The sequence below is a fragment of the Corynebacterium heidelbergense genome (assembly GCF_028609845.1).
Taxonomy (GTDB): domain Bacteria; phylum Actinomycetota; class Actinomycetes; order Mycobacteriales; family Mycobacteriaceae; genus Corynebacterium; species Corynebacterium heidelbergense.
In genome coordinates this window covers 861,179-874,895 of record NZ_CP063191.1, presented here as the reverse complement: position 1 = coordinate 874,895, position 13,717 = coordinate 861,179, and the positions used below count along the sequence as shown (strand labels likewise).

12 protein-coding genes are annotated in these 13,717 nt (G+C 63.2%); 5 read left to right on the top strand and 7 right to left on the bottom strand.

Translation table 11 applies throughout. The features are described 5' to 3' along the window. Positions 1-123: 123 nt before the first annotated feature. The 4 genes from qcrB to ctaE all read right to left on the bottom strand — a co-directional run bounded on the left by qcrB (position 124) and on the right by ctaE (position 4,544). Positions 124-1,755, bottom strand: coding sequence for a cytochrome bc1 complex cytochrome b subunit (gene qcrB, locus CHEID_RS03870; RefSeq protein ID WP_112768970.1), 1,632 nt, complete (start codon positions 1,753-1,755; stop codon positions 124-126). Further along, positions 1,752-2,960 (bottom strand): cytochrome bc1 complex Rieske iron-sulfur subunit, encoded by a 1,209-nt coding sequence (gene qcrA, locus CHEID_RS03865; protein WP_112768969.1) that lies wholly within the window; start codon positions 2,958-2,960, stop codon positions 1,752-1,754. The genes qcrB and qcrA overlap by 4 nt, the downstream gene beginning before the upstream one ends. Then, positions 2,957-3,859: a cytochrome bc1 complex diheme cytochrome c subunit gene (qcrC, locus tag CHEID_RS03860; protein ID WP_181645872.1), complete on the bottom strand. Its 903-nt coding sequence runs from the start codon at positions 3,857-3,859 to the stop codon at positions 2,957-2,959. The genes qcrA and qcrC overlap by 4 nt, the downstream gene beginning before the upstream one ends. Positions 3,860-3,932: 73 nt before the next feature. After that, positions 3,933-4,544 (bottom strand): aa3-type cytochrome oxidase subunit III, encoded by a 612-nt coding sequence (gene ctaE / locus CHEID_RS03855; RefSeq protein ID WP_112768968.1) that lies wholly within the window; start codon positions 4,542-4,544, stop codon positions 3,933-3,935. A gap of 230 nt (positions 4,545-4,774) precedes the next feature. On the opposite strand from ctaE, the gene trpD reads away from it, so the two are divergent. Both trpD and CHEID_RS03845 read left to right on the top strand, forming a co-directional pair. Then, on the top strand, positions 4,775-5,875 hold the full coding sequence (gene trpD / locus CHEID_RS03850) for an anthranilate phosphoribosyltransferase (protein ID WP_112768967.1): 1,101 nt from the start codon (positions 4,775-4,777) through the stop codon (positions 5,873-5,875). Between the two features lie 316 nt (positions 5,876-6,191). Next, a complete protein-coding gene (locus tag CHEID_RS03845; RefSeq protein WP_112768966.1) occupies positions 6,192-7,031 on the top strand; it encodes a PRC and DUF2382 domain-containing protein in 840 nt (279 codons plus the stop codon). 283 nt (positions 7,032-7,314) lie between these two features. Here the strand turns inward: CHEID_RS03845 and ctaF are convergent, their stop codons facing one another. Both ctaF and ctaC read right to left on the bottom strand, forming a co-directional pair. Continuing rightward, positions 7,315-7,746: an aa3-type cytochrome oxidase subunit IV gene (gene ctaF, locus CHEID_RS03840; RefSeq protein WP_112768965.1), complete on the bottom strand. Its 432-nt coding sequence runs from the start codon at positions 7,744-7,746 to the stop codon at positions 7,315-7,317. A 51-nt stretch (positions 7,747-7,797) separates the two neighbouring features. Continuing rightward, positions 7,798-8,907: an aa3-type cytochrome oxidase subunit II gene (ctaC, locus tag CHEID_RS03835; protein WP_112768964.1), complete on the bottom strand. Its 1,110-nt coding sequence runs from the start codon at positions 8,905-8,907 to the stop codon at positions 7,798-7,800. Between the two features lie 364 nt (positions 8,908-9,271). Here ctaC and asnB point away from each other — a divergent pair, with 364 nt between their 5' ends. Further along, positions 9,272-11,209, top strand: coding sequence for an asparagine synthase (glutamine-hydrolyzing) (gene asnB, locus CHEID_RS03830; protein WP_112768963.1), 1,938 nt, complete (start codon positions 9,272-9,274; stop codon positions 11,207-11,209). A 35-nt stretch (positions 11,210-11,244) separates the two neighbouring features. Here asnB and CHEID_RS03825 read toward each other — a convergent pair whose 3' ends face one another. After that, the gene (locus CHEID_RS03825) at positions 11,245-11,589 is read right to left on the bottom strand and encodes a HesB/IscA family protein (protein ID WP_112768962.1); all 345 of its coding nucleotides are present in this window, start codon (positions 11,587-11,589) and stop codon (positions 11,245-11,247) included. A 202-nt stretch (positions 11,590-11,791) separates the two neighbouring features. Between CHEID_RS03825 and CHEID_RS03820 the strand changes: the two genes are divergently transcribed. Then, positions 11,792-12,655 (top strand): DUF3043 domain-containing protein, encoded by an 864-nt coding sequence (locus CHEID_RS03820; protein WP_238599249.1) that lies wholly within the window; start codon positions 11,792-11,794, stop codon positions 12,653-12,655. 87 nt (positions 12,656-12,742) lie between these two features. Further along, entirely contained in the window at positions 12,743-13,684 is a 942-nt protein-coding gene (locus tag CHEID_RS03815; RefSeq protein WP_112768960.1) for a nicotinate-nucleotide--dimethylbenzimidazole phosphoribosyltransferase, read from the top strand. Positions 13,685-13,717: the final 33 nt, after the last annotated feature.

Genomic DNA, 13,717 nt, shown 5'->3' with positions numbered 1-13,717 from the left:
GGCAGCGTGAGGCACACAGCGAAACCGGCCCCAGCGGGCTCCCCTTGAGGGAAACGTTGCTAGGGCCGTTCTATAGGCCTAGTTCTGCGTAAGTGACTCCGTCAGTCACGCTTGGGCGAACCGTTAATGGCGTTCGCTGTAGTTCTTGCGGTTGGCCTCCTGGAGCTTTTCGAACATTTCCTTGCGCTCCAGGTGGTTGCGGTGATCCAGCTCGTCGGCCTCCGTGGCGATGCGGGCATCGTCCGGCTTGAAGAATCCGCCGCGACCGGGGTGGCCGGCTGCGCCGAGCTCGTTCATGGTCTTGGGGACGGGGGCACCCTGGTAAGCCAGCGGCTTGGGGTGGCCGTGCTCGTCCACCGGGCCGAGGGGCTGGTGCACCTCGATGAAGCCACCGGAGGGAAGCTGACGGATCGTCCCTGTCTCGATGCCGTGCTCCAGCACCTCACGGTCGGAGCGCTGGAGGCCAACGCAGATCCGATGGGTGACGAAGTAGGCGATCGGCGGAGCCAGGACCAGGCCGATGCGGCCGATCCACGTCATCGCGTTCAGCGAGATGTCGAAGAAGTGCGCGATGTGGTCGTTGGCACCGGAGATGGTCAGGACCGTGTAGAAGGTCAGGCCCATGACGCCAAGACCGGTGCGCACCGGCACGTCTCGCGGACGCTGGAGGAGGTTGTGGTGGGCATCGTCACCCGTCATCTTCTTCTCAATGGCGGGGTAGGCGAACAGCAGGGCCACCAGCGCGCCGAGCAGCAGGGCAACCCAGAACACGGCCGGGATAGTGTAACGACCCAGGTAGAGCTCCCACGCGGGCATGACGCGGGCGGCACCATCCGTCCACAGCATGTACACGTCGGGCTGAGAACCGGCGGAGACCTGCGAGGGGTTGTAGGGGCCAAGGGTCCAGATGGCGTTGATCTGGAACACGCCAGCCAGCACGGAGATGACACCGAAGGTGATGAGGCCGAAGGACGCTGCCTTGAGGCCGAACACCGGGAGGATGCGCACGCCCACGACGTTGTTTTCGGTCCGTCCGGGGCCGGGGAACTGGGTGTGCTTCTGGAACCACACCAGCGCCAGGTGGGCGGCGATGAGGGCCAGCAGAATACCCGGGATGATCAGCACGTGGGCGATGTAAAGGCGCGGGATGATGATGTCCCCGGGGAAGTCCCCGCCGAAAAGCATCCAGTGGAGCCACGTACCGATGACCGGCATGCCCACGATGATCGCGGACATAATGCGCAGACCCACGCCGGAGAGGAGGTCGTCCGGCAGGGAGTAGCCCATGAAGCCCTCGGCGACCGAGAGGAGCAGCAGCACGCAGCCGATGACCCAGTTGGCCTCCCGCGGCTTGCGGAACGCACCCGTGAAGAAGATGCGCATCATGTGAACCATGATGGACACCGCAAACATGAGGGCGGCCCAGTGGTGGACCTGGCGGATAAAGAGGCCGCCACGCACCTCGAAGGAGAGATCCAGTGCTGCCTTGTAGGCAGCGGACATCTCAACGCCGTTCAGGGGTGCGTAAGCACCGTCGTAGATGACCTTGGACATCGAGGGATCGAAGAACAGGGTCAGGTACACGCCGGAGAGGATGAGGATGACGAAGGAGTACAGCGCCAGCTCACCGAGCATGAAGGACCAGTGGGTCGGGAAGACCTTATTGATCTGTGGGCGGACGACCCCGGCAGCGGTGTACCGCTCGTCCATGTTGTTCGCCGCCGTAGCCAGACGGCCTTGCTGCTTAGTTGTCATGATCGACGCTCCCAGAAAGCCGGGCCGACTGGCTCAATGAAGTTGCCATCGGCGATGAAGAAACCCTCTTCGTCCACAGTCAGCGGCAGCTGGGGCAGTGCACGGGCAGCGGGTCCGAAGACCGGCTTGCCGTACTGCAGTGCGTCGAACTGCGACTGGTGGCAGGGGCAGAGGATGCGGTTAGTTTGCTGCTCGTAGAGCGAGGTCGGGCAACCGATATGGGTACAGATCTTGGAGTACGCGATGTAGTCCCCGTAGTGGAACTTCTCCTGGCCGGCGCGCGGGATGGACTTGAGAGCATCCTCGTGGCGAAGGCGGATGAGCATCACGGCGTTGCGGGAGCCGTGCACGGAGTGCATCTGCTCTTCGTAGACGTCGCGCCGCGGGTCATACTTCTCACCGTCGTTGACCATGTCCTCGGTCATCGGGAACACAGTCTCCATGCCACCGGCATCGAGGTCCTCCGGGCGGACGCGCACCAGGCGGGTGACACCCTGGGTGGAGTATTCACCCTCGCGCTCGACGGCGATGGCACCGGTGTCTCGGGCCAGGTAAACCTTTTTGCCCTCGTCCGCCAGCGTCCAGCCGGTAGTCCACAGGGTGCCGTCGCCGGTGATGTCCTGCTTGTGGCTGGGGCGCCAGGGGTTCTTGACCATGCCGCCCAGGGGCAGGATGATGGACAACCCGGCGAGCGCTGCGCCACCGGCTGCGAGACCCTGAAGGACGGGGCGGCGGCCGAAGGTGGAGGTCTTCCAGGAATCGTTCAGCAGGGCCACCAGGGTGCGACGGTCCACCTCGTCGGAGGGACCATCGTGGCGGGTCTGCACGGAGATCTCCTCGGGCACGAATTTCTTCGTGTAGTTCATGGCGCCCATGCCCAGGAAGATGATGGCCAGGCCGGAGGTCAGGCCGAGCAGCGGGGTGTATAGGGTGTACCACCACACCCCACTTTCGCCGAGCGTCTTGTACTGCCAGGGCCAGAACAGGTAGATGGCCGCGAAGGCGAGGCCCATGACGAGGGCGAGGAGGAAATAGATCCCGACGCCCATAGCGGCGCGCTTCTCCGCCGGGTCGTTGGGCTGGGGGAACCGCTCCTTGCGGTAGGCAACGGTGACCCCGTCGAGCTCGGTACCGAGGCGGGCGAGCTCGCTTTCGTTCATCCTGCCGAGCTCTTCGCTCGTGTAATCACGCTTCATTTCACTCATGACCGGGATCCAATCCACATCGCGAAGGCAATCATCACGAGAATGCCAACGAACCACATAATCATGCCCTCAGAGACCGGGCCGAGGCCGCCGAGGCCGTACCCGCCGGGGTTGGGGGTCTCCTTGGCGGACTTGATGTAGGCGATGATGTCTTTCTTCTCATCTGCTGTTAGCTGCCGGTCGGAGAACTTGGGCATGTTCTGCGGGCCGGTGAGCATGGCCTGGTAGATCTCTTGTTCATTGGCCGGATCCAGCTCGGGAGCGTACTTACCGCCGGACAGTGCCCCGCCGCGACCGGTGAAGTTGTGGCAGGAGGCGCAGTTGAGGCGGAACAGGTCGGAACCGCGGGCCACGTCGGCCGGGTCGATCTTGCCGTCCTTGTTGTTGACCCCGCGCAGGGACTCCATGGCGATGGATCCGTCCTCGTTGCGGACCAGACCAGGGCCGCCGCCGTTAGCAGCGACGTATGCGGCGAGCGCGAGCGTCTGCTGCTCGGAGTAACGGGGCTTCTTGCGCATAGCCTGCGCTTCGTTGCGAAGCATGGGCATGCGCCCGGAGTGCACCTGGAAGTAGACGGAACCCTCGCCCACTCCTACGAGGGAGGGGCCGCGGTCCTTGACGCCCTGCAGGTTGGCACCGTGGCAGGTGATACAGGCGACCTGGTAGAGGTCCTTGCCCTGAGCGACGAGGTCGCCATTGTTCTGCTCTGCCACGGCGGTGTTGGCATCCGGTGTGAGAGCGTTGGCGGCGAAGCCGGCGCCTGTCAGCCCCATGGTGAGGGCGAACGCCCCGGTGACCGTGCGGCGCATCTTGCGGCGGCGACGGGCGCCACCGGCTGAGTGTGCAACCGCTGCGGAGTCACCCGCAGGCTGCACGTTGGTGGATTTGGTTTCCATCATGTTCCCTTAAAAGTTCTCGTCAACGGAAATGCGATGGCTGTCCGCTGGGCTTGAGTCCCCCAGCCGCAACGGCCTACTGGATGAGGTAAATGGTCAGCCAGAGGCCGATCCAGACAACGTCGACGAAGTGCCAGTAGTAGGACACGACGACTGCGGCGGTGGCCTGTGCCGGGGTGAACTTGGACTTCGCCGTGCGCAGCAGTACGACAACGAAGGCGAGGACACCTGCGAGGACGTGTGCGCCGTGGAAGCCGGTGGTAATGAAGAATACCGAGCCGTAGACGGAGCTACCGATGGTGGTGCCTTCCGTGACCAGGCTGAAATACTCGTAGCCCTGGCCGACCAGGAAGATCAGGCCGAGGAGGGCAGAAAGCGCGTACCACCTGCGCAGTGCAAAGACGTCACCCCTCTCCGCTGCGAAGACACCCAACTGGGCCGTAAACGAGGACGAAACCAGAATCACGGTGACAATGGCTGCGTACGGCACGTTTAGGTGCGTCGGATGCGAGGGCCAATCGCCCCCGGAATTGGCCTTGGACACGAAGTACATCGCGAACAGGCCAGCAAAAAACATCAATTCCTGCGACAGGAACACGATGGTCCCGACACTGACCATGTTCGGCCGGTTCAGTGTCGCAACACGCCGTGGTGCTGTCATACCTGGGTTCTCAACTGCGCTCGTCACGCGTATAAGTATGGCTGTTTGAAGCCGGGTAGTCGATTCTCACCCCAGTAGTTTTTGAGATTTTTCCTAAATCAGCAGGTGAAACATTGGCGAAACCTGGCAACCTACCCCGAATGGGGGTCCACGGGAACTTTTGTATGCTTCTATCCGACGCTCCCAGAGGCCCTGTGCCCTCCCCTGTCGCACCTTGCCCCCTTGTGCCCCATCGAACCCTTTAGCGAGAAGACCCAATGACGGACAGCACCCCCACCAGCGCCCCCAACCCCTCAGCCCTGGGCGAAAGCCAACTACCGAAGTCCTACTTCACCTGGCCGGGGGTGCTGGACCGCCTGGGCCGTCGCGAGGAGCTCAGTGAGTCCCAGGTCAACTGGGCCATGCGCGAAATCATGGAGGGTCGCGCCGCCGATGCCCTCATCGCGGCCTTCGCTTTCGGCCTGCGCGTTAAGGGGATAAGCGCTGCGGAATTGGCGTCCGCAGCACAGACAATGCATAACTATGCCACCGCCGTGAGCCTCGACGATCTGGGGGACACGGTGGACATCGTGGGCACCGGCGGCGACGGGCACAACACGGTGAACATCTCCACGATGGCCTCCTTCGTCGTTGCGGCGGCGGACGTGTGCGTGATCAAACACGGTAACCGGAAGGCCTCCTCCGCCTGTGGGGGTGCTGACATGCTGGAAGCGCTGGGCGCGGATATACAGCGCTCGCCGGAGCAGGTGGCCGAGGACGCAAGGTGCACTAATTTCGCCTTCCTTTTTGCGAAGAATTTTCACCCGGCCATGCGCCACGCTGCGGGGGTTCGTAGCCAACTAGGCGTGCCCACCGTCTTCAACCTGCTTGGTCCCCTTACCAATCCTGCGAAACCCGGTTTCGGCCTGATTGGCTGCGCATTCCGAGACATGATGCCGATCATCGGCGGGGCCTTCGCACACCAGGGCAGCCGGGTCCTCGTGGTTCGAGGCATGGACGGAATGGACGAAATCAGCGTGTGCGCTCCCACGGAGGTGGTCACGGTCGATGCGTCTGGACGGACGGGAGAGGCGATCATCAATCCGCGCGAGGTGGGCCTCGATTACCACGATGCCGGGAGCCTATTGGGTGGGGACGCAAACTACAACGCGCAGGTCGCACGGCAGCTTTTCGGTGGAGAGTTACAGGGAGCGGTGAAGGATGCCGTTGTGCTCAACGCAGCCGCAGCACTGTCCGCGGTAGCCGGTTGGGAGGAGGCGGGGCTGACGCGAACCCTCGCCGGGAATGTTCGCCGCGCCCAGGCGTTGATCGAGGATGGGTCTGTGGCTCGAAAAGTGACAGAGATCTCCGGACAGTAGGGAAACAGCGGGTTAACCCTCGGTGAAATTTCGATTACATAGGGGACCTCGAGGCACCCGTGTTGCCCGGAGTTTGCAGCCGGATGGAGCGGGCTGGAACTGCGCTAACATCTGCAGCCCCCCGGCCGATGTATGAGTAGCGAATTCGTTCGCCCACTGGGCATGGGCAGCCCGCTCCACGGCGCTGTTCCCGCGTGCTCAATACAATTGGGGCTTGTCGATAGTAGCCGGATACGGCCTACTCGATTTTTCTCTTTATCACGATGGCCCGCACCTCAAGGCGAGAACGCCTGCGGGCGAGAAAGGACATCTCACGATGACCAACGAAAAGCAGATCCACGATCTCTTTGACGCAACCGCCTACGACCGCGAGGGCGACAAGCTGGGCAGCGTCAAGGAAGTATTCCTGGACGAGCGCACCGGCCAGCCGACCTTCGTCGAGGTTGGCCACGGCCTGTTCGGCATGAGCTCCAGCCTGGTGCCCCTGCGTGGCCACCGCCTCAACGGCGACAACCTGCAGCTCGCTTTCGCCAAGGACCGTATCGCCGACGCTCCCTCCCTGGACGTCGACAACGGCCTGACCCCGGAAGAGCAGAACCGCGTCTACGAGCACTACGGCGTTCACGGCTCTGAGGACACCGAGCGTTACGCTACCGACAACCGCGGCGAGACCAACACCCACCGCGAGGAGGCAGCCACCACTGCCACCACCGGTGTTGGCACCCACACCGAGCAGCGCCACGTTGCCGACCGCGACCACGCTGCCACCAACAACGACGGCGAGATCATCCGCTCCGAGGAGCGCATGAACGTCTCCAAGGAGAACGTCGCAACCGGCCGCGCACGTCTGCGCAAGTACGTTGTGACCGACAAGGAGACCGTTGAGGTTCCCGTTACCCGCGAAGAGGTTCGCGTGGAGCGCACCCCCATCAGCGCCGACGAGGCTGCCAACTACAAGGGCCACATCGGCGAAGAGTCCGCCGAGGTCACGCTTCACGAGGAGCGCGTGAACGTCTCCAAGGAGTCCGTGCCGGTGGAGAAGGTGAACCTCTCTAAGGAGCAGATCACCGACACCGAGCGCCACAGCGAGGAGCTGCGCAAGGAGCAGATCGACACCGACGGTGTCACCGATCTGAAGCACGACGATCGCCGCTAAAGCCGTAGGGGAGAGCCACTCCCCTACTGGGGTGAGAGGCACCAGCTAGTTGGGGTTAATCCCCGCTAGCACACCGAGTAGAACCCCCGCCTTCGAGCAGACAGCTCGCGAAGGTGGGGGTTCTTCGTGCGCCCGGTACGGGGGCGTGTAACTCGGCGCATAGGAAAATCCCGCAGGACTCTCTTGGAGGACTGGAGTGCAATCCAACCTGGTGTCCGTGCGGGAAGTCCTTCTCGGGATTAGAGAAGGGAGGGAGAGGAAAGGTCTAGCTAGTGCGGAAGGCCTAGTGCTTCTCAGGCGGGAGGCCGTACTGCAAGTTCAGCATCGTACCGCCGAAAATCAGGATGACTGCACCGAACAGCACGAGCCAGATGTGGAAGAAGGCCAGGCCGTAGGCCATGAGCACGATCGCGACGGTCATCACGAAGGGCCAGATGGAGCTTGCGGAGAAGAAGCCCAGGACACCGGCCCCATCTTCGATCTCAGCTTCTTCCCAATCGGCCGGGCCGATATCTGTCTTCGAGTCGGTGAGGTTGAGGTAGCCAGCCAGCATCAGGGCCAGCAGGAAGGCCATCACGAGGCCGGTGGCACCAGCCCACTCAAGGCCCACGAGGCTCCCGGAGTCCTTGAAGTAGATCGTGGCGAGGATGTATATCACCGTCACGATCCCGAAGAACGTGGCGATACCGTAGAACAGTTTTGCGCCGGAGGTCATTTCTCTGCCCTCATTCCCTTCTAGTTGTTCTTATTCTGCCGCAGCTGGCAGTTAGGCGTTGCGCTGGACTGCGTTACTATCCGCTTCGCGAGTCCCAGTGCGGTCGGAGACGAACGGCGCCGTGGAGGTAGCGTACGGCTCCTCGCCGATGGACTTCAGGGCCTCAGAGTTCTTGGCCTGGGGGTTGTCGATGCGGAACTTCATGTAGTCGCGGAACTTCTCCGGGGAGACCGCGCGGATCTCAAAGTTCATCATGGAGTGGTAGGTACCGCACATCTCAGCGCAACGCCCAACGAAGGCACCTTCACGGTTGATCTCACTGATCTGGAACCGCCGCTCGGAGTGGTTAGCCTCCGGGTGCGCGTACACGTCTCGCTTAAACAGGAACTCCGGGACCCAGAAGGCGTGGGAGACGTCGGCCGATGCCAGGTCGAACTGGATCGCCGTGTTCGTGGGCAGCACCAGCACCGGGACCTCTTCGGTGGACCCGAGGGTCTCGATCTGGTCAAAGCGGAGGTAGCTGTAGTTCTCCTTGGACTTGCCGTGAATCGGACCGGGGATGGCCTCGCCTTCCGGATTGACCTGCTTGGCCTGATCCCGGGACTCATCGGCCTTGGCCTGCGCGACCTTGTCCTCGCCAATGTACTTGCTGCCGCCCATGACGGAACCGTCCACCTCGGAGTAGCCGAACTTCCAGTTCCACTGGTAGGCGGTCACGTCCACCCGAACCTTCGGATCCTTGTCTAGGGCGGTTGCCTGCTCCTGGGACTGGACGTTGAAGAAGAACAGACCCATGACGATCAGCACGGGGAGGGTGGTCAGCACGAGTTCCAGCGGAACGTTGTAACCGGTCTGGCGGGGGAACTCATTGTTATCCCCGCGCTTGGAACGCGCCTTCGAGCTGTAGCGAGCCACCACGTAGAACAGCAGCACCCACATGATGATGCCGATGATCCAGGCGGCAACCCAGACCCATACCCAGAAGTTGCCCATCTGCTTGGCCTCGGGGGTCACCCCGGTGGGCCAGCCCATGCGCAGAGCATGGAAGAAACCATTCTCTGGCGGAGCTACGTCACACCCGGTCAGCAACAGGCCCGCTAGGCCCAGGGAGCCGGCCAAACCCAAACGGCGGGCCAAACTGTGCACTTTTCGCTGTTCCACGCGATTATGCCTTCCTCAATCTCACGTCGATGATCTCCCCGAGCGCGACACTCGCCTACCTGCAGTACGTAGACGACACATCGGAAAAGACCGCTTCACAGAAGAACTTTAGACTATCGCCAGAGCGTTGCCACTATCATGTTGCCCACATTCCTCATTTCTTCTGCCCACGGGGTTCCCCGCTCCCCCCGTTCGGGTCATACCGCATAAGATTCCGTTCGCTATGAGGGCGATGCTTGCTGGCCGTCGTTCCCCCGTGCGCGTAGCGTAGTGGTCTGATCGGCACCGGTCGGCCCCGTTTCACCCTCCCCTTTCCCCCGACCGGCGCAACCCAACGGATCGAATCGGAGACTCGAACTACCCTATGTGCGGCTTGCTTGGATTTATCGCGGCTCATGGCTCCGCCGAGAAATACGCAGATGCGATCAGTGCTGCCCTACCCTGCATGCACCATCGCGGACCGGATGAAAGCGGGACCTGGCACGACGATGCCGTCTGCTTCGGCTTCAACCGCTTGAGCATCATCGACATTGCCCACTCCCACCAGCCGCTGCAGTGGGGCCCGGCGGGCGAGCCGGATCGCTATGCCCTGACGTTCAACGGTGAGATCTACAACTACGTCGAATTGCGCGAGGAGTTGCAGGGCCTCGGTTACCACTTCGCCACCGAGGGCGATGGCGAGACCATCGTGGCCGGCTTTCACCACTGGGGTGCCGATGTGGTGCACCACCTGCGTGGCATGTTCGGCTTCGCCGTCTGGGACAAGGTGAAACAGTCCCTCTTCGTCGCCAGGGACCAATTCGGCATCAAGCCCATGTACTACGCGACAACCGCACAGGGCACCGTTTTTGCCTCGGAGAAGAAGTGCATCCTGGCCATGGCCGAGAACATCGGTCTGGGCCTCGACGTGGACCTCCGCGCCCTCGAGCACTACACGGATCTGCAGTACGTCCCCGAACCGGAGAGTTTGCACGCAGGCATCCGGCGCCTGGAATCCGGGTCCTACGCCACCATCCAGCCGGGTCAGCAACCCCAATTGCACCGTTGGTTTGATCCCAAGTTCCCCGTCCGCCAGGTAGCACCCCACGATCGCGAGGCGGTCTTCGCCAAGATCGCTGAGGCCCTAGAGGATTCCGTTGCGAAGCATATGCGCGCGGACGTGACCGTAGGTTCTTTCCTCTCCGGCGGCATCGATTCGACTGCCATTGCTACCCTCGCCAAGCGCCACAACCCCAATCTGCTGACCTTCACAACTGGTTTCGAACGCCAGGGGTACTCCGAGGTAGATGTGGCTGCCGAATCCGCCGCCGCGATTGGCGCCGAGCACATTGTGAAGGTGGTCAGCCCGGAGGAATTCGCAGCCGCCGTACCCAAGATCATGTGGTACCTCGACGATCCGGTGGCGGATCCGGCTCTCGTGCCCCTGTACTTCGTGGCTGCGGAAGCCCGTAAGCACGTCAAGGTCGTTCTCTCCGGGGAGGGCGCCGATGAGCTTTTCGGCGGCTACACCATATATAAGGAGCCGCTCAGCCTCGCGGCGTTCGAAAAAGTGCCCTCTCCGCTCAAGAAGATTCTGGCCCGGGTCGGCTCAGCGCTACCCGACGGGGTTCGCGGCAAGTCCCTGTTGGAACGGGGAACTACCCCCATTGAGGCCCGCTACTACGGCAACGCCCGCTCCTTCAACTACGCCCAGCTAGAACGCGTGCTCCGCCTCGCCCGCCCCGAGTGGGATCACCGGGAGGTCACGGCCCCCATCTACGCCCGTAGCGCACAGATGGATCCGGTAGCCCGGATGCAGCACTTGGACCTGTTCACCTGGCTGCGCGGGGACATCCTGGTCAAGGCCGACAAGATCACCATGGCCAACTCCCTGGAGCTGCGTGTGCCCTTCTTGGACAAGGTCGTCTTCGACGTGGCCGAGACCCTGCCCGTGGACCTTAAAGTCTCCAACGGGACAACGAAGTATGCGCTCCGCCAGGCCATGGAGCGGATCGTGCCATCCCACGTACTCCACCGCAAGAAGCTCGGATTCCCGGTCCCGATCCGCCATTGGCTTGCAGGGCCGGAGCTCTATGACTGGGCCCAGCAGATCATTCGTGATTCCCAGACCGACGATCTGCTCAACAAGGCGGAGATTCTCCACATGCTCGAAGAGCACCGCGCGGCCATGACGACCGGCTCCGGGCCCGATCATTCCCGGCGCCTATGGACGATTCTGGCGTTCATGGTGTGGTACGGGATCTTCGTGGAGAAGCGCATCACGCCGGAGATCGACCAAAAGGAATACCCGGTCCAGCTCTAGCGGACCGGGTAATGCCGGGGGGATTTGAGGGGACTCTAAGAGAAGGAGTCTCCGCAGGCGCAGGAGCCCGTGGCGTTCGGGTTGTCAATGGTGAAGCCCTGGGCCTCGATGGTGTCCGCGAAGTCGATCTTGGCGCCCATCAGGTAGGGGGAGGACATCCGGTCCACGACGAGGTTGATCCCGTCGTAGTTGTCCACCAGGTCCCCGTCGAGGCTGCGGTCATCGAAAAATAGCTGGTAACGCAGGCCAGCGCAGCCGCCCGGCTGCACGGCGATACGCAGCGCCATGTCGTCCCGGCCCTCCTGGGCCAGCAGTGCGCGGGCCTTCTCGGCCGCAGCATCGGTCAGTTCCACGCCAGTGGTCTTCCCCGGAGCGGTCATATTTCCTCCTCGAAAGATGGTTTGAGGTTTCCCAAGGTACTCGCGGCCACTGTGCTTAGCAACGCGCTGACAGCACCCAGAACACCTGCGTCAACCCCCGTGACGGCCCGCGCATTCCCGCCCGCCATCCGGCAAAACCCCGATGGTTCCCCCTGCAGCCCGTTGTGGCCCCCGCTGGGTTGCGTCCTCTAGCCTAAGAAGCGTGAAACTGCCCAGGAACGTCAAGCCCAACAAGCCCGCATCGGAGCACCCCGAATCCTCCCCGGCCTCCGCGAAATCCGCCACCGGCCAGTCCCGCCCTGCCGCCGGGCGGGCGGTGAAGGTGAAGCGCCCGGATCGCACAGAGTCAGGGTCGGCGTCGCACACCGAATCGGGGCATTCGAGGAGCACCGCTACATCGGGCAGCGCGGATCACCCGAAGCAGACCCCACAAAAGCAGGCCCCGCAGAAACAGTCGAAGGCTTTCACCCCCAAGAAGGGCCGCCCCACGCCGAAGCGCGACGAACAGGAGCGCCGAGCCGGAGTGCGCCGCAGCGGAAACAACGCGCCCCCGGAAACCCCCGCCGAAGCCCGGAAGCGCAGGAAGGAACTCAAGCGCTCGATGTCCAAGGAGGACTACAAAGCCCTCCAGCGCCGGGAGCGGGAGGAGCGCACGCGCGAGCGACGGAAGGCCAACGAGCGGATGATGGCTGGCGACGAGCAATACCTAATGGACCGGGATAAGGGCCCGGAGCGCCGCTTTGTGCGGGACTGGGTGGATAGCCACCGGTATGTGATGAACCTTTTCCTACCGCTGACGCTCGTGGTGATCATCATCATGGTGGTTGGCCTGCGTAATCCCTTCTTCGCCAACCTGTCCTCGCTGGTGATGATGGCGATCTTCATCATCATGGTGGTGGAGGGGATTTTCCTGGGGCGGAAGGTCAATCGCATGGTGCGGGAGAAGTTTCCGCATTCCCAGCAGGGCGGTTTCTCGCTGGGGATGTACGCCTTCACCCGGGCGACGATGCTGCGCCGCTTCCGCACGCCAGCCGCGAAGGTGAATGTGGGAGACTCGGTGCGGTAGCCCCGGCTGGCCCCTCACCCCCTTCGGCGGTTCCGCGCCGTTGTTTCGTCCTTCCCCATTCCTCCCCCCCAAATCTCCCAGGCAACCATGGACACTCCTCACATTCCCGAGTTAGACGCCACCGCCCGGCACTTCCCATCCTCCCTTGGGCTCCTCGGAGACCTGGCCGGTTGGCTCGGTGCGTGCGGCCTCGGCCCCCAGAGTTCCCTGTCCTCGGCTCGGCTCCTCCTGCTGGTTGGGGATGATCCTCGAGTCGCGGCGAGTCCGCAGATCTCCGCGCTGCCGGAAGATTATGCGGCCCGGTTCACTGCGGAAGTTCGGAGCGGGGAGGCCATGGTGTCCGCCCTTGCTGGGGCAGGTCATCTGGATATTTCTCTTGTGGACGCCACCTCCCCCAGCGCCGCTCCGACTACCCCAAGCACCGGCGAGCCGATGTCGGTCGAAGTGTATGAGGAGCTTTTCTCCACCGCCCAACAACTTGTGGAGGCGCAAGTCAACGATGGCATCGAGCTGCTCGCGCTTGGGGACGCGGGACGGGGCATCACCACCACCGCCTCAATCGTCATCGGCACCATGTGCTCGGTAGAACCCGTGAGAGTCATTGGGCGCGGATCCGGGATCAGCGACGAGGGCTGGAAAGCCAAGGTCGCGGTGATCCGAGATGCGATGTATCGGGTTCGGGACGACCGCGCGGACCCACACCGGATTCTGCGTCATGCGGGTTCCCCGGTGCTCGTTATGGCCTGCGGGATTTTGTTGCACGCGGCGAGTCGCGGCCTGCCCGTGCTCTTCGACGGGGTGGGGCCGACCGCTGCGGCTCTATGCGCGCACTCCATGGATCCCGCGGCCGGGGCCTGGTGGCGGGCGGCGAGCGTTGGTGCGGAACCGGGGCACCGGCCCGCGCTGAAAGCTATCGCGGGCAAGACGGTGCTCGGCCGGGAGTGGGGCCTGGCCGGCGGGGGCCTGGCCGGCGCCGCGGCGGTTCCGCTGCTGCGCAGCGCGGCGGGGTTGCTCAACACCCAGGGATAAGGTGTCCCCACCCGGGGTGAGGTCACCTGGGAC